The sequence below is a fragment of the Clostridioides sp. GD02377 genome, from assembly GCF_045899875.1.
In the GTDB taxonomy this organism is placed as follows: Bacteria; Bacillota; Clostridia; order Peptostreptococcales; family Peptostreptococcaceae; genus Clostridioides; species Clostridioides difficile_A.
This window is the reverse complement of sequence record NZ_JBJODA010000003.1, coordinates 182,761-205,762: the sequence shown is the minus strand read 5'-3', so window position 1 is coordinate 205,762 and position 23,002 is coordinate 182,761. Positions and strand designations below refer to the sequence as shown.

General features: G+C 28.1%; 17 protein-coding genes. 15 read left to right on the top strand and 2 right to left on the bottom strand.

The window, feature by feature from the left end:
• Nucleotide 1: 1 nt before the first annotated feature.
• From Q3304_RS03895 to Q3304_RS03850, 10 genes are all read left to right on the top strand, one after another.
• On the top strand, nt 2-742 hold the full coding sequence (locus Q3304_RS03895; protein WP_054277243.1) for an SIS domain-containing protein: 741 nt from the start codon (nt 2-4) through the stop codon (nt 740-742).
• A 306-nt stretch (nt 743-1,048) separates the two neighbouring features.
• Complete coding sequence (locus Q3304_RS03890; RefSeq protein ID WP_407813805.1) at nt 1,049-2,341, top strand: ABC transporter substrate-binding protein; 1,293 nt, start codon at nt 1,049-1,051, stop codon at nt 2,339-2,341.
• Nucleotides 2,342-2,436: 95 nt separating this feature from the next.
• Nucleotides 2,437-3,354: a carbohydrate ABC transporter permease gene (locus Q3304_RS03885; protein WP_054271140.1), complete on the top strand. Its 918-nt coding sequence runs from the start codon at nt 2,437-2,439 to the stop codon at nt 3,352-3,354.
• A gap of 15 nt (nt 3,355-3,369) precedes the next feature.
• Nucleotides 3,370-4,179, top strand: coding sequence for a carbohydrate ABC transporter permease (locus Q3304_RS03880; protein WP_054271139.1), 810 nt, complete (start codon nt 3,370-3,372; stop codon nt 4,177-4,179).
• A 55-nt stretch (nt 4,180-4,234) separates the two neighbouring features.
• Nucleotides 4,235-5,983: a DUF4091 domain-containing protein gene (locus tag Q3304_RS03875; protein WP_407813804.1), complete on the top strand. Its 1,749-nt coding sequence runs from the start codon at nt 4,235-4,237 to the stop codon at nt 5,981-5,983.
• A gap of 299 nt (nt 5,984-6,282) precedes the next feature.
• On the top strand, nt 6,283-7,194 hold the full coding sequence (locus Q3304_RS03870) for a glycoside hydrolase family 5 protein (protein ID WP_407813803.1): 912 nt from the start codon (nt 6,283-6,285) through the stop codon (nt 7,192-7,194).
• Between the two features lie 89 nt (nt 7,195-7,283).
• Nucleotides 7,284-9,506: a glycosyltransferase gene (locus Q3304_RS03865; protein WP_227832256.1), complete on the top strand. Its 2,223-nt coding sequence runs from the start codon at nt 7,284-7,286 to the stop codon at nt 9,504-9,506.
• A gap of 10 nt (nt 9,507-9,516) precedes the next feature.
• Complete coding sequence (locus tag Q3304_RS03860) at nt 9,517-10,593, top strand: hypothetical protein (RefSeq protein ID WP_407813802.1); 1,077 nt, start codon at nt 9,517-9,519, stop codon at nt 10,591-10,593.
• A 17-nt stretch (nt 10,594-10,610) separates the two neighbouring features.
• Complete coding sequence (locus tag Q3304_RS03855; protein WP_407813801.1) at nt 10,611-12,029, top strand: MBOAT family O-acyltransferase; 1,419 nt, start codon at nt 10,611-10,613, stop codon at nt 12,027-12,029.
• Nucleotides 12,030-12,044: 15 nt separating this feature from the next.
• Nucleotides 12,045-13,253 carry an alginate O-acetyltransferase AlgX-related protein gene (locus Q3304_RS03850; RefSeq protein ID WP_407813800.1) on the top strand — a complete coding sequence of 403 codons (1,209 nt, stop codon included), beginning with the start codon at nt 12,045-12,047 and terminating at the stop codon, nt 13,251-13,253.
• A gap of 160 nt (nt 13,254-13,413) precedes the next feature.
• Here the strand turns inward: Q3304_RS03850 and Q3304_RS03845 are convergent, their stop codons facing one another.
• On the bottom strand, nt 13,414-14,802 hold the full coding sequence (locus Q3304_RS03845; protein WP_407813799.1) for a cation:dicarboxylate symporter family transporter: 1,389 nt from the start codon (nt 14,800-14,802) through the stop codon (nt 13,414-13,416).
• A 339-nt stretch (nt 14,803-15,141) separates the two neighbouring features.
• On the opposite strand from Q3304_RS03845, the gene Q3304_RS03840 reads away from it, so the two are divergent.
• A complete protein-coding gene (locus Q3304_RS03840) occupies nt 15,142-16,476 on the top strand; it encodes a CoA-disulfide reductase (RefSeq protein ID WP_074178468.1) in 1,335 nt (444 codons plus the stop codon).
• Between the two features lie 111 nt (nt 16,477-16,587).
• Here Q3304_RS03840 and Q3304_RS03835 read toward each other — a convergent pair whose 3' ends face one another.
• A complete protein-coding gene (locus tag Q3304_RS03835; RefSeq protein WP_407813798.1) occupies nt 16,588-17,505 on the bottom strand; it encodes a ribonuclease Z in 918 nt (305 codons plus the stop codon).
• A gap of 207 nt (nt 17,506-17,712) precedes the next feature.
• Between Q3304_RS03835 and Q3304_RS03830 the strand changes: the two genes are divergently transcribed.
• The 4 genes from Q3304_RS03830 (at nt 17,713) to Q3304_RS03815 (ending at nt 22,891) form a co-directional block, all read left to right on the top strand.
• Nucleotides 17,713-18,597: a DUF4846 domain-containing protein gene (locus tag Q3304_RS03830; protein WP_407813797.1), complete on the top strand. Its 885-nt coding sequence runs from the start codon at nt 17,713-17,715 to the stop codon at nt 18,595-18,597.
• Nucleotides 18,598-18,827: 230 nt separating this feature from the next.
• Nucleotides 18,828-20,648 carry a bifunctional metallophosphatase/5'-nucleotidase gene (locus tag Q3304_RS03825; protein ID WP_407813796.1) on the top strand — a complete coding sequence of 607 codons (1,821 nt, stop codon included), beginning with the start codon at nt 18,828-18,830 and terminating at the stop codon, nt 20,646-20,648.
• Between the two features lie 231 nt (nt 20,649-20,879).
• Nucleotides 20,880-21,587 carry a response regulator transcription factor gene (locus tag Q3304_RS03820; protein WP_054271128.1) on the top strand — a complete coding sequence of 236 codons (708 nt, stop codon included), beginning with the start codon at nt 20,880-20,882 and terminating at the stop codon, nt 21,585-21,587.
• Nucleotides 21,581-22,891 (top strand): sensor histidine kinase KdpD, encoded by a 1,311-nt coding sequence (locus tag Q3304_RS03815; protein ID WP_176702456.1) that lies wholly within the window; start codon nt 21,581-21,583, stop codon nt 22,889-22,891. The genes Q3304_RS03820 and Q3304_RS03815 overlap by 7 nt, the downstream gene beginning before the upstream one ends.
• Nucleotides 22,892-23,002: the final 111 nt, after the last annotated feature.

Below are 23,002 nucleotides of genomic sequence, written 5' to 3'. Positions count from 1 at the left end.
CATGGAATTTAAATACATAAGTGAGATAAAGAGATTAATCGATATAATAGAAAATGAAGAAAAAGCCAATATGGAAAGAGCAGTGGAAATCCTTGTTAAAGCAATAGAAAACAAGAAAGCAATATTTTCTTTTGGAGCTTCACATGCAGGAATACTAACAGAAGAATTATTCTACAGAGCAGGTGGTTGTGTTCTTATAAATCCAGTATTTGCGAAATCTTTGATGTTAGATACAGCACCTATAACCCACACTAGCAAGATGGAAAGGTTAGAAGGATATGGTTCAGCCTTAGCGGATAAGACTCCAATTAAAGAAGGAGATGTAGTTATAATTCACTCAGTATCTGGTAGAAATCCAGTAAGTATAGAATTTGCTATAGAGGCTAAAAAAAGAAATGCAATAGTAATATGCATAACCAATTTAAGTTACTCAAAGAGTGTATCATCAAGACATTCTTTAGGGAAAAATCTTTATGAAGTATGTGATTTGGTAATAGATAATCATGGTCAAAAGGGAGATGCTTGCGTAGAAATAGATGGTCTAAATCAAAAAGTTAGCCCAACTTCTACTGTAATTGCAACTACTGTTATGAATTCTATTATAGCTCAAATTACTCAAGAACTAGTTAATAGAGGATTAAAGAATCCACCAATTTTTTATAGTGCAAATATAGATGGTGGAGATGAATTAAATAAGAAGATTTTTGAAGAGTATAAAAATGTAATTCACTACGAATATTAAGGTGAAGGATATGTTTTAATAAATTCTAAAGTATTATAACAATATAAATAAGTAGTATAAAATAAAGAGGATATCTCAAAATAGAGATAAGCCTCTTTTTAATTGTTGAAATGATGAAAATATATTTGATTTTATACAAAAAAGAGTCCTCATGAACTAAAAAGCTCATTTTAGGAAACGTTGTCATAGAAAAAAACTATAATAAAAAAAAGTGCATAGAAAAAACTGATTAGACAATAAATACACGCTTTGATAATATTTTAAATGGAATAAAATATGTAGAATTATAATGAAAAATAAAATAAGATGGAGGGAATAAAATTGGGTATGTTGAAAAAATTATGTTCACTAGCTATGGTGGCAATTATGACTACAACTCTTATAACAGGGTGTTCAAGCGGGAATGGAAAAGATTCAAAAAAGGATGGAGAAAAAGAAAAGTTAGTTCTTTGGATGCCACCAGTAGAAGATAATATGAAGGAAGTTTGGGACCCTATTTTAGATAAATTTGAGGAAAAAAATAACTGCGAAGTAGATTTACAGATAATTCCTTGGGACAATTATTCTGAAAAATTTGCAACAGCTATAAGTGCTGATGAAGGTCCGGATGTGGGATATATGTATGCAGAAATGTATCCACAATTTATACAAAGTGGCGCAGTAGAAGATTTAACTAACTACGCAACCAAAGAGGACAAAGAACAATCTATTTATATAAAGACATCTGAAATGATGGGTGGAATGTATGGAATGCCATTCCAAGCAGCAAATCCAGGTGTACTGTACTATAACAAAGATATCTTAGAAAAAATAGGAGAAAAACCTCCTAAAACATGGGAAGATTTTAAAAGAATCTGTAAAAAAGCAACACAAGATACTGATGGTGATGGAAAGATAGACCAATGGGGATTGGCTCAAGGATGGGGAGCTAAAACTTTTGGTAACTTAAATTGGAACTGGTACCCTTACTTGTGGCAAGCTGGTGGGGATATATATAATGATGATTTAAAATCAGTTAAGTTTAATAATAAAAATGGTTTAGATGCAGCAAATTTCTTAAACGAATTACAAGCATATGTACCTGAAGATTCTTTATCTAAAGATAGTAATGAAATAATAGAAAGTGTATTTGGTCCAGGAAAAGCAGCATTTACAGTAATGCTATCTTCTGCTGCAACAAGTGTATTTGATAAATCATTCCCAGACTTAAATTGGGGATTTGTAACTGGATTAGAAGATAAGAAAGCAGCGACTTTTGGAGCAGTAGACCATTTATCTCTAATGTCATCAGCAAAAAACAAAGAACTTGCATACAAACTAATACAACATATGTTAAGTGTTGAATCGATGACAGAATTCCATAAAGCAATACCAAGAGCACCAATAACAAAAGGTGAACCATATCAAGGTGATGAAAGATTTAAAGAAATGGTTGAAAATGACAAAGATATATATAGACCATTAGTTGTAGGTCCTCATGGTGTTGAAATATATGAATATTTATGGAAAGAACTTCAAACAATGATTTCAGGAGATAAAACTCCAAAACAAGCATTGGATGATGCTGCAAAATATTCAAATGATTTATTAGCACAATAAAAGTTTACAGCTGTAAGACGTTTTATAGTATCTTGCAGATTAAAATTAGCATTGTATCATAGTACAATGCTAATATTTATATTGGAGAGGATAAAATGGAAAACTTAGTTAGAGATTTTGAAGGAAATTCAAAAAAGAAAAGAATAAGATTGAATATTAAACCATATATCTATATATTGCCATTAGGTATAATTTTAGTGGCATTTTATGTGATACCAATAATAATGTCAATATATTTTAGCTTTACAAAGTATAACATTATTAGTCCAGCTACATTTATAGGTTTAGAAAACTATAAAAAGTTGTTTACAGATGAAACACTAAAAGTATCTATTATAAATACAATTAAATTTACTATTGTTGTAGTACCATGTCAGACTATTTTATCATTGGTTTTGGCGGTTTGGATTACTGGGAAGGGAAATAGTAAAATAGCTTCATTTGCTAAAGGTGCAATATTTATACCAGTATTATCATCTATGGTTTTGATAGGTATGGTATGGAGAGCTTTATTAAATGGTGAAGGTTCAATTGTATATCAAGTATTAGGTGTTTTTGGCATAGAGTCTTCCAAACTTTTAGGAGACAGTAAGACCGCACTACCTACACTTATGTTTATATCTATGTGGAAAAATATAGGGTATTTTATGGTGATTTACATTTCGGGAATAATGAATTTACCAAAACATTGTTATGAAGTGGCAAAGGTTGATGGAGCTACAAAACTTCAAGAATTTATGAAAATAACAGTTCCTTTATTGAAGCCAACAACAATAATGGTTGTGTTTTTAGGAACTATATGGTCACTACAGGTATTTGACTTAATCTATACCGTGACTGGTGGAGGACCAGGGATATCTACTATGAGTATAGTTATGCATGCTTTTAACTTGAACTTTAAAAATTTTAATTCTGGATATGCAATGACTGTAGCAAATGTATTATTCTTGTTGATAGCTGTAGTCTCAATTTTGCAGAATAAATTTGTAAGACGAGATAGTTCAGATATTTAGAAAGGTAGGTACAAAATGAAAGCGACAAGAAGATTATTGAGTGACGGTTTGTTATTATTTATAGCATGTGTAAGCTTGGTACCTTTTATATATATGTTGATAATATCTTTAAAGGTAACATATAATTCATATAATTTAGATATATCTTTTTCAACAGTGACACTACAAAATTATATAGATATATTTACTAAGAAAGGATTTACACAATACTTTTTAAATACAGCAATAGTATCTTTTTCAGGTGTAATATTAAACTTAGTATTTAGTACACTAGCAGGATATTCTTTTGCAAAGATGGATTTTAAAGGTAGTGATAAGTTATTTTTATTTATGATAATGACTTTAATTATACCATCTCAAGTTACAATGATACCACTTTATATAATAATGAAACATTTAGGCTGGATAAACAGTTACCTTGCACTTATTATGCCAATACCAACTGCATTTGGTGTATTTATAATGAGACAAGCTATTTTAGGAGTACCAAAAGAGCTATTAGAGTCAGCAAAAATAGATGGTTGTTCGGACCTTAGGATTTTAATACAAATAGTGCTTCCTCTAATTAAACCGGCATTAATTACATTAGCAATATTTACTTTTATGGGAGCATGGAATGAATTTATGTGGCCTCTTATAGCCACAACTAAAGATACAATGAGAACATTAACAGTTGGATTATCAACTCTTAAGACATTCCAGATAACAAACTATGGACAAATGATGGCAGGTGCAACAATAACATTTTTACCTCCATTTATTTTCTATTTGATTTTACAGAGTAAATTTGTAGAAGGTGTGTCTCTGTCAGGAATAAAGGGTTAGATACTTTAATTTAAAATATAAAATAGAATTATGTAGATGTGGAGGAGTTTAAGATATGGAGATTTCATATGTATTGAAGGATTGTACATTTAAACACAATAAATATTCAGTTATAGAAGCTGAGACTTGGGAACCTAAAGATTTAGATATTGTAGTAGCTAAGGGGGAGAAGTTTGCTTTTCAAATTATGCTAAAAGCGACAGAAGAATTTAATTGTACGATTGATGGAAGTAGTACTATATCATGGAAGGGTCTTGGAAATAGAGTAAGACTTAAGTTAAATGTACCTAATGAATTAGAAAATGATTTTAGTATCAATGTAATGGGATATGTTCAAGATGATACAAAGGCATTTGTAAATGATGCTATTTTGAGAGATAAAGATGTATTAGTAGAACAACATTTACCTCAAATGTTTTGGATTGAAGGTCAAGTACCTGAGGACTTTACAGAAGATAACTTTAATATAGGTATTGATGTATTCAAAAGCTTTGGATATGAAGATGAAGAAAAAGTTTGTACTATTGATGTACCTGTAAAAGTAAAAAATGTTGTATTAAAATCTTTAGATGAAAGCAGATTTTTTTTGGATTTATGGCAACATCCAAGTTGTTTAGCCAGAATGTATAAAGTTGAATTATGGTCTGATGTCCATTTTGAAATAATTGATAACTATTTAAAAGAACTAGCTTCTTTAGGGGAAAAAGTTGCAACTGTGATAGTTTCTGATTATCCATGGGCAGGGCAAAGTTGTTATAAAGTTTATAAAAATCCATCAAACTTATATGAATACAATATGGTGAGTGTTTCAAAAGGTATAGATGGAAAGATTAAATGTAATTTTGAAAGTATGGACAGGTATATAAATATAGCTAATAAGCATAAAATGGCTCAGGAGATAGATTTATTTGGTTTGTTGGGTAATTGGTGTGCTGGTGAGTTTGGAAACCCTATAGAAGGCTATAAAGACCCAATAAGAGTAAGATATTATGATGAAAATGATAAGGTATTTAAGTTTATAAATAATACAGGAGATTTAAAAGAATATATAGGATTAGTTTTAAATCACTTAATAGAATGTGGGTTATGGGATAGAGTTAGAGTGATAGCTGATGAACCAAATAATCCAGAAGTAGTAAAAGAGTGTATCGAGTTTATAAACTCTACTGTAGATGAATATAAAGTTAAGTACAAGTCAGCAACACATGACCAAAATTTCTTAGATAGAGCTAAAGATGAAGTTGATGATATGTCAATAAACTTAAAACTTACTATTCAAAATTACAAAGATATAGACAAGTTAAAGAAAAAGGTTAATGATAAGGGTGGAATATTAACTTGGTTTGTATGTTGTTTTCCAGAGAAGCCAAATAGTTTTATAAGTTCTCCTTTTGTGGAAAATAGAATAATAGGATGGTATACTTATTATTTTGGTCTTTATGGATTTTTAAGATGGGATTACAATTTATGGACGGAAGACCCTTGGAGGGATGCAAGTTACAAATTCCCTATTTGGAAGGCTGGAGATATGTTCTTTGTTTATCCTGGAAAAGATTTAAAGCCAGTTAGAAGTGTTAGAATGGAGAATTTAAGATTTGGAATACAAGATTTTGAATTATTTACTATGTTGGAAAAAGAAAAGGGAAGAGAATATATAGAAGTTGAACTTATGCAAGAATTATTAAATAAAAAAGAAAATGCTGAGATTAAAAGTTTTGGAAACATAGAACTAGGATATTCAGTTGATAATTTTGGATATGATAAAGTTAAAAAACAAGTGTTAGATTTATTGGATAAATTGTAAAAAAATAAAAGGCAGTATATTACTAAGTAGTTAAAACTATTTAGTAATATACTGCCTTTTTTTAGATGTATCAAGTATTTTTAAATTATAATCAATGTAAAGTTTATAAATGAGAATAATTGTATATAACATGATGCAATTTAATTTGTTATAATAAAGATTGCATAATATTATGTAGAAAATAATATTGTTAGGGGGAGAGTAAGATAAAAAGAATAGGTGTTATTATAATATGTTTTTTAAGTATAGTGTTTGTTTGGTTTTATTTTATAATAAGAGGAAATAGTGATACAGTCACGATGCAACGAGGCATAAATATAGGTAATGCATTAGAATCACCCAAAGATTTTCCTTGGGATGTGAAAATGTCAAATAAATTTTTTGATGATATAAAAAATGCAGGTTTTGATACAGTACGTATACCTGTAAGGTTTTCTGATTATACATCAACTTCTAAAGATTTTAAAATTGATGAGGAATTTTTTAAGAAAATTGATGGATATATAAACTATGCGTTGGATAAAGATTTAATAGTTGTGTTGGATTTGCATCATTTTGAGGAAATTATGAAAGAACCAGAAGTTAATAAAGATAAGTTTTTAAAAATATGGCAACAAATAGCTAATAGATACCAAAAATACGATAAAAGACTGGTATTTGAATTGTTAAATGAGCCTAAAGAAAACCTATCTTCACAGTTATTAAATGAATACATTAAAGAAGCAGTAAATATAATTAGAAAAACTAACCCTAAAAGAACCATTATAGTTGGACCATACAATTTCTATCAAATTGATTATTTAAATGAATTAAATATTCCTAAAGATTCTAATATAGTAGTTTCTTTTCACTATTATGAGCCAAATGATTTTGCATTCCAAGGAAATATATACCACAAGGGCTTTGAACACTTGAGCAATATTACTTGGGAAGGAACCAATGAACAAATGGAGTATATAAGAAAAAGGTTTGATATTGTGGAAAATTGGGCAAATAAAAATAAAGTAAAGGTTTTTCTGGGTGAATTTGGAATAACAAAAGAGGCACCAGAAGCTTCAAGAAAAGCTTGGGTAAAAGCTGTAAGAAAAGAGGCTGAAAAAAGAAATTTTTCATGGGCTTATTGGGAGCTTGCTTCTGGGTTTGGAATATATAATCAAACTGAAGGGACTTGGGATAAAGATATGTTAAATTCATTAATAGAAAAGAGATGATTTTTGTGAAAAAAAATTCAAAGAAAATACTTATAACTTTAACTATCATTACTAATATCATATATATTTTTTGGAGAATTTTTTATACAGTGCCTAAAGAAGAGGGGATGTTTGCATTAATATGCGCTATAATACTTCTTTTTGTAGAGATACTAGGAATGATGGAAATGTTTGTACATTATTATGGTATGTCAAATATTGAGTGTCCTGAAAAGCCAATTATAAGTGAAGAGCTTTATACACATGTGGATGTATTCGTTGCAACATATAATGAATCTGTTGATTTAGTGAGAAAAACTATAAATGGATGTATCCATATGCAATATCCAGATAAGAAAAAGGTACATATATACATCTGTGATGATGGAAATCGTGAAGAAATGCGTATTCTAGCAGAAAAAATGGGGGTTAATTATATAACTAGAACGGAAAGAGAAGGAGCAAAAGCTGGGAATTTAAATAATGCAATGAAACATACAAATTCTCCTTTGATTGTTACATTTGATGCAGATATGATACCAATGCATGATTTCTTGATTGCTACAATACCATACTTTTTGAAAAATGAGCAAGCTAAAAAAGATGGAAAAGAAGAGGAGTATGAAAAAGTTGGTTTTGTGCAAACGCCACAAAGCTTTTATAATCCAGATTTATTTCAATTTAATCTGCACTCTGAAGGTAGAATTCCAAATGAGCAGGATTATTTTTATAGAGATATTCAGTTAGCTAGAAACAGAACAAATTCTGTAATTTATGGTGGTAGTAATACTGTTATTTCAAGAGAAGCTTTAGAAGAAGTTGATGGATTTTATACTAATTCCATTACAGAAGATTTTGCAACAGGTATATTAATTCAAAGCAAGGGGTATAGATGTTATGCTATTCCAGAAGTACATGCATCAGGTCTATCTCCTACTGACTTAAAAAGTCTTATTAAACAACGTGAAAGATGGGCACGTGGGTGTATACAAACTGGTAGACGACTAAATATTTTATTTAGGAGAGGTTTAGGTTTTTGGCAGAAAATAAGTTATATTTCTTCAATTACTTATTGGTATGCAAGTATAAAACGATTTGTATATATAATGGCACCTATATTATTTTCTGTATTTAATGTGATTGTAGTAAAATGTACACTACTTCAAGTATTGGTATTTTGGTTACCTATGTATATTCTAAGTAGTTTATCTCTTAAAATATTTTCTCAAAACATAAGAAATACTAGATGGACCAATATATATGAAACTATAATGTTTCAGTCTTTAATGCCATCAGTGATACTCGAAACGTTTGCAATATCCAAAAATAAATTTTCAGTCACAAATAAGAATAAGTTAGAAGAAAATAAAATGTATAAGTTTTTACAGGGTATCCCGTATTTTATTTATATAGTGTTATCTATAATAGGAATTTTAAAAATGTTTATATCAATATTTAAAATAGGTTCAATGACATATTCAGTCGTCTTATTTTGGCTAATAGGAAATCTTTTCAATCTTGTTATGGCTACTTTATTTATATCAGGAAGACAACAATTAAGAAAGTCTGAGCGTTATGTTGCTGAAATTGAATTTAAGTTAAAGCAAAATTCTTATGTACTTTCTTCAAAGACAATCGATATATCAGAAAATGGATTTGCATTTTTGTTAGATAAGCCAGAATATATTTGTCCAGAAAAAGAGTTTGAAGTAGAGTTTAGAGAAAAATCAGGAAATGAGACGTATATAGCTAATATGAAAGCAAAGATTGTTAATGTTGTAGAAGTAAGTTCAAAATGGAAATATGCAGCCTATATTACACATATTGAAGATAATGAAGTAGATAACTGGATGTGTATTGTTCATGATAGAATACCTACTTTACCAATGACAATATCTAATCAACTAGGTTTCTTTGATGACTTGCAAATTAATGTAAAAAAACGTATTGAAAAAGCTAGAACATTATCACGAAGAAGTCCAAGAATCAATATGAATTTTCATATGGATGTGGAAAATATAGGCAAATTAAGAATGGTAAACTTTAATTATCAATATGTATTATTAAATTTTGAGAATAAAAATATTTATCCTAAAGAAGTAACATTGGAAATTAATGAAAATATTGTGTTAGAATGTGATTTATGTGAGGGCAAAACCGATGAAAGAGGTATTTTATATAAAGTAAATAACATTGACAGTATAATGCAAAATTTCTTTTTAAGAAATGAAATGATGGATTGGATATTACAAAATAAGACAGTTGTTGTTTCAGAACCTAGTAAAAAGAAAGAACAGAGTAATGATGAGTTTGAACCCATGGAATATATTTAGGAGAGATGAGATGAAAGCTTTAAAAGTGTTTTTTTGTTCTGTGAAATATCTTATTTTGGTGTTTGTTTTTTTAATAAATGCTACTTTTATAAGTTCAGCAACGAGTGACAAAATATTAGATTTATCTTTTAAGAAGATAGATAATGACCTAAGTTCTAAGATTATACATGAAGATAGAAGTATAAAAATAGAAACAGATAGTTCTAAAAATGATAAGGAACATTATTTATATATTTATCAAAATATAAAAGAAAATTGGAGTATGTACCATAATTTTTATATTGAGATTCAAAATAAAAACAAAAGTTCTCAAAGAATAAATTTAAGTATACAAAGTAAGAATATGCTTGAGTTTAGGTTAAAAGAAGGAAGTGAAGTATTTTTTGAAGATAAAAATATAATATATTCAGATAGAATAAAAGATGGATGTATAGAATTGCCAGGAGAGTTTGATGGTAAAATCTATGTGAATTTTAATAGTTTTATAAATGATAAGGATAATATATTACTGGATTCAAATATGCTATCAAATGTTGTCAGTTGGGGGATTACATTTATCCCATCTGATGAAGAACATAATGTTATTGCTATAAAAAAGTTATCTTTATTGGTTGAGGAGCAGTTAGAATCTTTGCATAACATTAAAATAATTGGTGATGAAGAAGTACAAATACCTGTATTGGGTCAAAGTATAAGTCAGTACGAGGTGCTAGGTCTTGAAAGTAATTCAAAAATTAAGTATTCTCTTACTGAAAAACAAGATAATGTAAATATATCTCAAACAGGTAAATTAACATTAAGTAATAAAGCTAAACCAGAACAAATTATTTTACAAGTTAATGTTGATGAGAAATTTAAAGTTGGAAAGAAAATAAAATTGACTCAGTCTTGGAGTATTAATCAAAAAGATAAAGATGGTGTTCCATATACATTAGTATCTCCTAAACAATCACCAACAGTACAAGATATGAAAAAGATAAACTTTATGAACAATATTATAATATTTATTCAAATTTTATTTATATGTTTAGTAATAATATGTTTTGGAATATATTTGTATTGGAAAAAACGCTCAAAAACTAAGTAGAGAGAGGAGGTTTGAGTGTGTTATTTTCAAGCTTAATTTTTTTATTTTATTTCCTGCCAATAACTTTAGTATTGTATTATATGTTTAGATTTAATCGAACTATACAAAATATGATATTGCTTGTTGTTAGTCTATTTTTTTATGCTTGGGGAGAACCGAAATTTGTTGTTATTATGGTAGCTTCTATAATAGTGAATTACATATTTGGTTTACTAGTAGATAGATATAGGGAAAGTAAAATAAAAGTAAAAGTTTTTTTAGTTTTAATGTGTGTATATAATATAGGTGTTTTATTTATATTTAAATACCTAGCTTTTGCACTAAGAAATATTAGCGAACTTATTAGTACTGAGTTGACTATACCTAGTATTGTTTTACCTATAGGAATTTCATTCTTCACATTTCAAGGGATGTCTTACGTTATAGATGTTTATCGTAGACATGGAGATGTTCAAAAGAATCCTTTTTATGTGGGGCTTTATATAGCTTTTTTTCCACAATTAATAGCAGGGCCTATAGTTAGATATGAAAGTGTAGCAGAACAAATTCATAATAGAAAAGAAACTTGGAACAAGTTTTCCATTGGGACTTGTAGGTTTATAACAGGTCTAGGTAAAAAAGTATTAATTTCAAATAATATGGCTATAGTAGCAGACTATATTTATACCATGAATAGTCAAGGAGAAATAGCTACATCACTTGCATGGCTTGGTTCCATAGCTTATACTCTGCAAATATTCTTTGACTTTTCTGCTTACTCAGATATGGCTATAGGTCTAGGTCTTATGTTTGGATTTAAATTTGAAGAAAACTTTAATTATCCATATATATCAAAATCAATTACTGAATTTTGGAGAAGGTGGCATATTTCTTTAGGGATGTGGTTTAAGAGTTATATCTATTTTCCGCTTGGAGGCTCTAGAGTGGCAAATAAAGATATTATGATTAGAAATATGTTTATAGTATGGTTATTTACTGGAATATGGCATGGAGCAGAATGGACATTTGTAATATGGGGAATTTTAAATTTTGTTTTCTTAATTATAGAGAGATTTATAATGCTTGAAAAAATTGAAAATCATAATTTTATAAAGCATGTTTACACTTTATTAGTAGTTAATTTTGGGTGGGTATTATTTAGGTCACCTAATTTAAAAGAAGCATATAATTATTTTAAAGCTATGTTTGGAGGAAATAGAGCCATATGGAGTGATTATACATATATGTTTTTGAAAGAATACTGGATTTTCTTTATATTTGCATTTATTTTTAGCATGCCTATTGCGAAGAAAATCAATAAGTTTGTTGTTGAACAGGCTAAATACAGTATGCTATTTAATGTGTTTTATCCAATATCAGCAATTTTATTATTCTTTATTTCTGTGACATATTTAGTAACTGGAAGCTATAATCCATTTATTTATTTTAATTTTTAGTTAAGGGGGAAAAGTATGAATAGATTTTTTAAAGTAAGATTAATAACAGCAATCATATTCTTAATTGTTTTATTCGCTTTCTCTATCTTTAATATTTGTTATTCTGGAAAAGATATGATACAGGAAATAAAAAATTCAGTTGCTGAGAAAAGTAGTCTAAAAGATACAATATCATCTATTGATAATACCGTAAATGATAAAGTAATATATAAAAACACATTTATTGAAACTTATGGATATTTACAAAAGCTAATGGGTAAAAATGAGTTTTCAAAGTTTAGTGTTGTAAAGGATACTTCTGGGAAGATGCATTATACATATTTTGCTAAAGCTCCAAATCAAGTTGGAGTACTAGCAGATAGGGTGAGAAAATTCTCTGAGGAGATGAACAAACAAAACACTAAATTAGTTTATTTAATGACTCCAGATAAATATATAAAAGGAGTGACAAAATTTCCAAAAGGGATACCTTATTCTTATAGTAATGAGACTGCAGATAATTTTTTAAATCAACTAAAAAAGTACAATGTCGACTATATTGATTTTAGGGAAAGTATTTTAAAAAGTGGCATTCCAAAAGATGATTTATTTTTTAAAACAGACCATCACTGGAAAGTAGAAACTTCTTTTTGGGCGTTTGGAGAACTAGTTGAACAACTTAATAAAAAATACAGTATGAATTTAGATGAAAATCATTATTATAGAGATAAGGATAATTATAATTCAATTGTATACCCTAAATCATTTCTTGGTTCTATGGGAAGAAAGACTGGTATTTTGTATGGTGGTATAGATGACTTTACATTGATTTATCCTAAATTTAAGACTGATTATACTTATTATACAGATTCTAAGTCACAGAAATTTGAATTAAAAGGAAGGTTTGAAGAGAGTCTGATATTGTCATATCCTTTTAATGCAGACCTTAATTTAATGGATGGTCAATCTGATAAGTATTTTACTTATTTATTGGGAAATAGACCATTAGTTAAAATAAAAAATATAGAAAATCCAGAAGGATTAAAAGTGCTATTTGTTAAAGACTCTTTAATTGTACCAACAGCCACATTCTTTTCTTCTGTTTGTTCAACTATAGATATGATAGACCCTAGATATTATGATGGAGATATTTTGGAATATGCAAAGTCTCAAGACTATGATTTTGTTTTTATATCTGTATATCCTCAAAATCTTACAAAAGAATTCTTTCCATTTTGTGAGTAAATTTGTAAATAAAATAAACAATAAATGGGAATGCTTCATGAACTTTTTAGTTCATGAGGCACTATTTTTTAGATGAAATCAAATATATTTTTATTATTTCAACAATGAAAAAGAGGCTTATCTCTATTTTGAGACAGCCTCATTTATTTTCATGCTTATTTTAAGAAATATTTTTTTTACTAAATACTTCTTTATCGACTTTTCCAAGTGATTTTCCTACAGTAATTGATGATACCATAGCACCATTAACATTTATCATTGTACGTCCCATATCCAATATAGGGTCTATTGCAAGGATTCCACCAACTAATGGAAAATAAGAGCCAAGGCCAACTCCAGATATAACAACTGAAACTGCCATTGTAGCAGTTCCTGGAAGACCTGCTATTCCAAAAGAACTAATTGTTATAACTATTAACAACATAACATAAAAGCTTATGTCCATGTTTACGCCAGCCATATTAGCAAGTGTAACAGCCATTAAAGCAGGATATATACCTGCACAACCATTCATACCCATATTTGCACCTAGACTTGCTGTAAAGCTTGATACACCCTCATCAACTCCATGATTTTGTACTAAGCTTTCTATCGTTACAGGCAATGTTCCTAAACTAGAACGCGAAGTAAATGCTAGAAGCAGAGCTTCTGTTGAATTTTTTATATAAGTAATGGGATTTAGTCCATTTAAAGTTATAAAAATTAAGTGTATAACAAATAATACTGCAACTGATATATAAAGTGCTAATATAAAATGTAAAACAGATACTATTGAGCTAATACCTTGTGAAGTTATTGTATTTGCAAGTAGAGCAACTACAGCATAAGGCATAAATTTGATAACAGTCATAGATACACTTACAATTATTTTGTAAGATGCTTCTATAAAATCTATAAATGGTTTTATCATTTCAGAATGTTTTTTGTTTAATCTCTTTATTGATGTAGCTATAAATGTAGCAAATATTATTGTAGCTACGATATTTCCATTTGCCATAGCCATTACAGGATTTGATGGAAGTAATCCTCTTAAAGTATCCACAAGAGAATTTATTTCTTTAAGTTCTTGAGTTCCTCCTAAAGCAGGTAGATTAACTCCTACACCTAACTTCATTATATTTGCAACTACAATTCCAACAATAGCAGCTATAGCAGTAGTAGTAAGAAGCATACCTAAAGACCTAAAAGTAAGCGTCCCAAGATTATTATCTTTCATATTAATAATTACCTTTATAATTGATAAGAAAACTAAAGGTACTACTAACATTTTTAATAAGTCCATAAATCCAGAGCCAAATAGACTATACCATTTACTTACTTCTTGTAGCCAAGTAACTTGAGTTGTATCATTAGGAAAACCAGCAAAAGCTTGAATTATAATTCCTAATATAAGTCCGAGTATTGTAGCATATATTGTTCTCAATGAAAATTTGATTTTTTTCTTTTCAAATTGCCTAACAATAAAGAATGTACCTAAAAGCAAGATTATAAAAAAAATCGTTTTAAAATCTGTAATCATAAGAAATTGTGATAAGAATGAACTTTCCAATATTTTTTCTCCTTTATCTAAAAATAAATTTTTCTAAGTCTAAATAATATCAATATATTAAAAAAATGTCAATATTATATCATAATTTACTAAAATAGAATAAATTAATTTAATTTACGTAAACGTGATTAAATACAGAAAAATAGGGTATAATATGTGTTTAAAGAATTTGACTTTGGGTAAGAAAAGATAAAATAGCTTTTGTGAAATTTGATTTCAAACAAAATGGTGTGAAAAAAATAACGATAATTTATTATAAAGATGTGTACATAGAATATATATCAAATGAAAAGCTCAAAATAAGTAAAGAAATTAATTAGACATCAAAGGAGAGATAAAATGAGAGTAATAATAATTGGTGGTGTTGCAGCTGGGATGAGTGCTGCAGCTAAATTAAAAAGAATAAAACCTGAATATGAGGTTGTTGTTTACGAAAAAACAGAGATAGTATCTTTTGGTGCTTGTGGATTGCCATATTTTGTTGGTGGATATTTTGATGATGCTAATGACTTATTAGCAAGAACACCTGAAAAGCTTAGAGAATCTGGAATTGATTTAAATATATTTAAAGAAGTTATTGAAGTTGATAGTGAATCTAAAAAAATAAAAGTAAAAAATATAAAAACAGGTGAAATACATGAAGATTATTATGATAAATTGATGATAGCAACTGGGGCAAGAAGTATTATGCCTCCTATAAAAAATGTAGAATTGAAGAATGTTTCTATGTTAAAAAGTTTAGATGATGGAGAATATTTAAAAAAGATTTTAAGTGACAAAGAAAATAAAAGAGTTACAATAATAGGTGCTGGATTTATAGGATTAGAAGCAGTTGAGGCATGTAAGAAGTTAGGCAAAGATGTACATGTAATTCAATTGGAAGATAGAATATTACCTCAAGTATTTGATAAGGAAATTACAGATGTTTTAGAGGAAGAAATAAGAAGACATGATGTTAAATTGCACTTGGATGAAATGGTTGTAGAGCTATATGGAGAAGATAAAGTAGAAAAAGTTATAACAAATAAAGGAGAAATAGATACAGATGTAGTAATAATTGCTACTGGTGTTAGACCTAATACAGAGTTTTTGTCAAATACTAATATAGAAATGCTAAAAAATGGAGCTATAGTAGTTGATGAGTACGGAAGAACTTCTGTAAAAGATATATACTCTGCTGGTGACTGTTCAACCATAAAGAATATAGTAAGTAATGAAAATGTATATGTACCTTTAGCAACTGGAGCTAATAAATTAGGTAGGATAGTAGGAGAAAATCTAGGAGGAAGAGAAGTTTCTTATCAAGGTTCACTATCTTCAAGTTGTATAAAAATTATGGATATGGAAGCTGCTTCAACTGGAATTACAGAAAGACAAGCTAAAGCTTTAGGTATAAATGTTAAATCTAAATTTATTTCTGATTATAATCAAACTCATTATTATCCAGGAAGAAATAAGATATATGTAAAACTTGTTTATGATGCAGATACAAAAGTTATTTTAGGAGGACAAGTGGCTGGGTTTAAGGATGCTGTACAAAGAGCAAATGTATTGGCAGCTGCTATTTTTGGAAAAATGACCACAAATCAGCTTGGAATGTTAGACTTGTGTTATGCTCCTCCATTTGCAAGAACCTGGGATGTGTTAAATGTGGCTGGAAATGTATCTAAATAATATTATTTAGATTATAGCCAACAAGTAATTGAAGGAATGAATTTACACGAAAATATTTCTATAAATGTAAAATTCATTCCTAAGTTTTTTTTAATAAATATAAATAGATATTTATTCATCAAAATTTAAGTGTAGGCTTAGCCTATCTTCTCCAAGAATTGTATTTTCAAAAACATTAGTGGCATTTTCTAAGTACATATTAGGCATATCTAATGATGGACTAAAATGCGTTAATAAGAGTTGTTTAACATTTCCTAGTTTTGCAAGATTTGCAGCTTCTCTAAAAGTCATATGTTTGTTTTTAACAGCTTTTGATATATCTAAATCATCGCCATACATAGCTTCACATATGAATAAATCACTATCTTTTATAAAGCTTGGTATTGATTCTATAGGTCTTGTATCAGTTGTAAGACTTATTTTAACGCCCTTTCTTGATTCTCCTAAGACCATATCTGGAGTGTACTTTTTTGAATCTAAAACTACACTTTGACCTTCTTGGAGTTTTTTCCACAATATTTTAGGAACTTCATTTCTAGTTGCCTTATCTATATCAAATTTAGGATTTCTTCTAAAATTAAAACTATACCCTAAACACCCTATGGAGTGTTCTAAATCAATTGTTGAAATTTCTACATTTCTTAAAAACTCATTATCTAAAGTAAAATTACCTTGAGGATTTTCTATGATTTTTAAAGTATATGGTATATATTCTACTAAATTTCTCATAGAACGAATACAATCAACTATTCCAACTGGGCCAATTATAGTTAAATCACTTGTACGACCACTATTTCCAATCGTTGATAAAAGTCCTAAAAGTCCAAATATATGGTCACCATGTAAATGGGTTATACAAATCAAGTCTATATCTTTAAAGCCACATTTTTTTAGCTTCATGGATACCTGAGTGCCCTCACCACAATCAATTAGTATTTTTCTACCTTTATAGTTTATGAACACAGAAGATAGAAATCTGTTTGGCATAGGGACATTTCCACCACATCCAAGTAAAGTTAAATCTATCATTTTTTCCCCTTTCTAAAATTAACACAAATCTGTTGTTTGTTTTTATTATAATATCCTATTATAATTATTTTAACATTAAATATATCAATAAATGTGTATTTGAGTCAAGAAATATTGTCAAATAGTTTTTTTGTATTGAAATATATAAAAACTTTATGAGAAGAAATTGAATTTTATTTTTAGAAACATTTAAAGGAGGATAAATTAATGAAAATATTAAAGAAAATAACTATTTTGTCATTGATTACATTAACTTTGGTTGGATGTAGTAATGGAGAAAGTAAAAAAACTATTGAAGGTTCTAAGAAAACTCAAAGCTCTAAAGAATATGAACAAGCAATAATAGTACATAAAGATGCAAATATATTGAAAGATAGGTATGAGCCACCAAAAGGTTTTAAAAGAGTGGATGTAGAAAAAGGTAGTTTTGAATCATTTCTTAGAAATACTAAGTTGAAAAATTATGGAGAAAAGGTAAAGTATTATGATGGCAGAACTAAGGAATCAAAAGGCATTTATGATAGTGTATTTGATGTTGATATTGGTAATAGAGATTTACATCAATGTGCAGATGCAATTATGCTTATGAGAGCTGAATACTTATATCAGAATAAAAGGTATGACGAAATAAGTTTTGATTTTGTCGATGGTTTTAAGGCTAAGTATTCAAAGTGGGTAGAAGGATATAGAATTTCAGTAAAAGATAGTGGTTCAAGTTGGTATAAATCAACTGAATATTCAACATCTTATGAGAGCTTTAGAAAGTTTATGGATATAGTATTTGCTTATTCAGGAACTTTATCTCTTGAAAAAGAATTAAAACCTGTAGAAGTTGATGATATGAAGATAGGAGATGTGTTTATAATTGGTGGAAGCCCAGGACATGCAAGTATAATTATGGATATGGCAGAAAATGAAAAGACTGGAGAAAAGGTATTTATGATAGCTCAAAGCTATATGCCTGCACAACAAACTCAGCTTCTTATTAATCGCAAAAACGCAAACCTAAGTCCTTGGTATAGTGTAGACTTTAAAGGTGATTTAACAATACCTCAATGGACTTTTAAAAGAGACCAATTGAAAAGATTTTAAAATAATTTTATATAAAATAAAAGAAAAATACATATGAGAAAAAATGTAATTAGATTAAAACTAATTGGATATGGACAAAATTAAATTGATAGATATTAAAGGTTATGTTAATTAATCTTATGTATATTTAATATTTATCTAAAAGGTTTTATGTAAAATATAAATTTTATCTAAAGCTAAAACTAATTTGAGGAGGATAATTTATATTGAAAATTAGGAGATATTTAATTTTGGTAATTATAATTCTAATTACAACAAGTCAGAGTGTTATTTCTTATGGGCTAGAGCAAATTGAAGAAATAACTATTTTTCACACTAATGACATACATGGAAGATATGCTGAAGGTAATGAACATATACAAATAGGTAATCTAGCTACATTGAAAAAAGACACTCCAAACTCAATTTTAGTAGATGCAGGAGATTGTTTACATGGACTTCCAATAGTAAATATGGACAAAGGGAAAGAAGCAATCGAATTGATTAAGTGTGCTGGGTATGACTACATTACTCCTGGTAATCATGACTTTAATTATGGAAAAGATAGATTGTTTGAATTATCTCAAATGGCTAGTTCAGGAGAGAACAATTTAAAATTTTTATCATCAAATATCCTCAAAAATGGTGAAAAAGTATTTGATAGTAATGATATAAAAGAAATAGATGGTATAAAGATAGGATTTTTTGGACTTACAACTCAAGAAACAAAGAGCAAAACAGGATTTAAAAATGTGGAAGGATTGGAGTTTACAAGTACTATAGAGAATGCAACAGAGCAAGTAAATGAGTTGAAAGGAAAAGGTGCAGATGTAATAGTTGCAATATGCCATATCGGTACTAATAATTTAAGTAAGCCAAATAGTATAGATATAGCAAATGAAGTCCAAGGTATCGATTTAATTATTGATGGGCATAGTCATACTAAGTTTGAAAATGGCAAGCAAGTTGGTGACACATTGATTGTAAGTACAGGACAATATCTAGAACATATTGGCGAAGTAAAACTAACACTTAATACTAGTGATATAGAAAATATAAAAATAGAAAATAAATCAGCTAGATTGATAGATAAGGAAGAAGCATTAAAATATGAATTGGATGATAGTATAAGTAAAAAGATTGATGAAATAAAAGAACATCAAGAAAAAATATTAGATAAAGTTATAGGTGTAACAAAAAATACTCTAGATGGGTCATATGAAAATGTAAGGACAAAAGAAACTAATTTAGGTAATTTAATAAGTGATATTTTACTTGATAAGACTAAGGCTGATATTTCTCTATTTAATGGAGGAAATATCAGAGATACAATAGAAAAAGGGAACATAACAAGAAGAGATATTGTAGATGTATTTCCTTTTAATAATACGATAGTTACCAAAGAACTTACAGGAGCACAAATTAAAGATGTATTAGAGCAAGGAGTAAAACTCTATCCAGAAAAGAATTCAGCCTTTTTACAAGTAGGAGGAATGTCATATTATTTTGACCCAAAACAAAAAGAAGGAGAAAAAATAACGGATATTTTAAAAGATGGAAAACCATTAAATTTGGATAAAAAGTATGTGGTTGCAACTAATGATTATATAGCATCAGGTGGAGATGACTTTAGTTGCTTTTCAAAAGAGCCAGTATTAAAGAATTTCGGAAATTTAGAGAGTATGGTAATTGAATATATAGAGTACAAAAAAGAAATATCACAAAGTATAGATGGAAGAATTAGTATCAAATCTAAAAAAGAGATAGCAAGTAATAATCAAGAGAGTGAATTGATAGTAGGAGAAAATAAAGAAAATATTAGTGATAATGAAGGTAGTACATCTAATAATGATATAAAAAATTCTGATAGTTATAAAAGTAAAAAAACAGATAAAATAAAACCTATAGAGAGTTCTAATACAGGAGTATATAAAAGAGAAGCTAAAGAAAAATCTCCTAAAACAGGAGACTTAGGTTTTTCAAATAGTATGATTGTATTTATAGCATCAAGTACATTACTATACTTATTAAACTTTAATCAAATAGATTTAAAAAACAAAAAGTCAAAATAAAAATTAATAAGTAAGAGTTAGCAAATAAAAATTTAATCTTAGACACTAATAAAAGTGCAAAGGTAATTAGTTGTATAAATACTAATTACCTTTGTTTTTTTGTGTTTAAGTATATTTATATCTAAGTAAAATCCAATTAATAATCTATAAATATTTATAAATTGATAAATAAAATGCTTTTACTAGTATGATATAATTTAGCTAGTATGTATGATAATGGAGGATAGAAGGATGAATAATATATTACTTTTGGAAGATGATAAATCTTTAAATAGGGGAATCAGTTTTAAACTAAAAAAAGAAGGATACAATGTTTTTAATGCATTTAGCATAGAAGAAGCAAAAAATATTTTCGTAAAAGAAGAGATAAATTTAATTATTTCTGATATAGGTCTTCCTGATGGAAGTGGTTTTGATTTTTGTGAGGAGATTAGAAATAAAAGTGATGTTTACATAATAATGCTAACAGCCCTTGATGAAGAAGTAGATATTGTCACAGGATATGATTTAGGTGCAGATGATTATATCACAAAGCCATTTAGTTTGATGGTATTGATATCCAAAGTGAATGCACTTATGAAAAGGGTAAATACAGTAAAAAATTATACTTTATTAGTTTGTGATGATTTATTTTTTTATTATATAGAAAATAAGTTGATTATAAAAACAGATAATAAAGAAGAAGAGATAATTTTGAGTAAAACAGAAACTAAACTCTTAAGATATCTTATGGAAAATTCAATGCAGACGTTGACGAAAGAACAACTATTAGAATCCCTATGGGACAATAGTGGAAATTTTGTAGATGATAATACTATTGCAGTAAATATAAGAAGACTTAGACAGAAAGTAGAAAAAAATCCATCTGAACCTAAGTATATAAAGACAGTAAGAGGGGTTGGATATATGTGGGGGGAAAGGAGTATAAAAAAATGTTAAAAAGTATGAATCTCAAAGATAACTTCAGTATGAGAGATGATTATATAATGAGAAGAGTTATTGGATGTTCTGTTTTATCTGTACTAATAATAACACTTATGTTTATACTCTTTGAATACAATAGATTACATAAATTATATGAATATCAAATAAAAAACACCCAAAGTATTGTAGGGGTATTGATTGATAAATATCCCAATGATGAAATAGATATAGTAAAATCTATTTACAATTCTGACTATAGTAAGGTAGATATTGGAGAAAAAGCATTTAAAAAATTTGGATATGGATTAGAAAATAAAATGTCAAATGATAAAAATTTTGGACTGTACTTAAAATCTTTTTTTAGAGAATCAGTTCTTGTTTTTTTAGTAATGTTTATAGTTGTTACAAGCATAATCTATTATTTTATAAGATACATAAATAAAAGATTGAGTAAAATTTACTTTATAGTAGATAAGATGTCACAAGAAAATTATTTGAAAGACACTACTGACCTAGAAGATACTGGTTATCTAGTAGAGTATAATGAGTATTTTAAAGAAGGTACATTTAGCAAAATAAATAACTGTCTATATGAGCTGAATAGAAGCTTAAAGATAAAATTTATTAAATTGGAGAAAGAAAAAGAGAGTGTGAAATCATTAGTAACAGATATCTCTCATCAACTAAAAACTCCTTTAGCATCATTAAAATTGTATAATACATTGCTTATAGAAGAAGAATTAGATGAAGACGAAGCTCAAGAATTTCTATTAACTAACAAAAATTCTATAAATAAATTAGAAAACTTGATAAACTCTTTGGTTAACATATCAAGACTAGAGATTAGTATGATAAACATAAAAAAAGAAGATAATGATATAAAAAATACCATTTTAAATGCTATAAAAAGTGTAGTGCCTAAAGCTAAGATTAAAAACATAACATTAAATATAAATGAATTCGATAGTAGGATTATACCTCATGATAAAAAATGGACTGAAGAGAGTATTTTCAATGTATTAGATAATGCTGTAAAATATACACAAATAAATGGAGAAATAAACATCTCTGTAGAAGAAACTGTTAATTATTTTAAAATTATAATAGAAGATAATGGTAGTGGAATTAAAAAGAGTGAGTTCAATAACATATTTAAACGTTTTTATAGAGGTATATCTGAGGAAGTTGAATCTATAGAAGGTAGTGGAGTAGGATTGTATCTAAGTAGAAAAATATTAGAAGAACAGGGTGGAAATATTATAGTTTCTTCTAAAGTAGGGGTAGGAAGCAAGTTTTCTCTGTTTCTTACAACTATGTAATATTAAATGAAAGGAAAATGTAAGCCTCTACATTTATTATATAAGTATAAACAGCTCCAGAAATAAAACGTAATAAAAAATGGAGTAATATAACTTAGAATGAGAGGATAA

Coding starts and splice junctions, on each gene's coding strand:
- Q3304_RS03895 (WP_054277243.1), top strand. CDS start 2: ATGGAATTTAAATACATAAGTGAGATAAAGAGATTAATCGATATAATA.
- Q3304_RS03890 (WP_407813805.1), top strand. CDS start 1,049: ATGGAGGGAATAAAATTGGGTATGTTGAAAAAATTATGTTCACTAGCT.
- Q3304_RS03885 (WP_054271140.1), top strand. CDS start 2,437: ATGGAAAACTTAGTTAGAGATTTTGAAGGAAATTCAAAAAAGAAAAGA.
- Q3304_RS03880 (WP_054271139.1), top strand. CDS start 3,370: ATGAAAGCGACAAGAAGATTATTGAGTGACGGTTTGTTATTATTTATA.
- Q3304_RS03875 (WP_407813804.1), top strand. CDS start 4,235: ATGGAGATTTCATATGTATTGAAGGATTGTACATTTAAACACAATAAA.
- Q3304_RS03870 (WP_407813803.1), top strand. CDS start 6,283: ATGCAACGAGGCATAAATATAGGTAATGCATTAGAATCACCCAAAGAT.
- Q3304_RS03860 (WP_407813802.1), top strand. CDS start 9,517: ATGAAAGCTTTAAAAGTGTTTTTTTGTTCTGTGAAATATCTTATTTTG.
- Q3304_RS03850 (WP_407813800.1), top strand. CDS start 12,045: ATGAATAGATTTTTTAAAGTAAGATTAATAACAGCAATCATATTCTTA.
- Q3304_RS03840 (WP_074178468.1), top strand. CDS start 15,142: ATGAGAGTAATAATAATTGGTGGTGTTGCAGCTGGGATGAGTGCTGCA.
- Q3304_RS03835 (WP_407813798.1), bottom strand. CDS start 17,505: ATGATAGATTTAACTTTACTTGGATGTGGTGGAAATGTCCCTATGCCA.
- Q3304_RS03830 (WP_407813797.1), top strand. CDS start 17,713: ATGAAAATATTAAAGAAAATAACTATTTTGTCATTGATTACATTAACT.
- Q3304_RS03820 (WP_054271128.1), top strand. CDS start 20,880: ATGAATAATATATTACTTTTGGAAGATGATAAATCTTTAAATAGGGGA.
- Q3304_RS03815 (WP_176702456.1), top strand. CDS start 21,581: ATGTTAAAAAGTATGAATCTCAAAGATAACTTCAGTATGAGAGATGAT.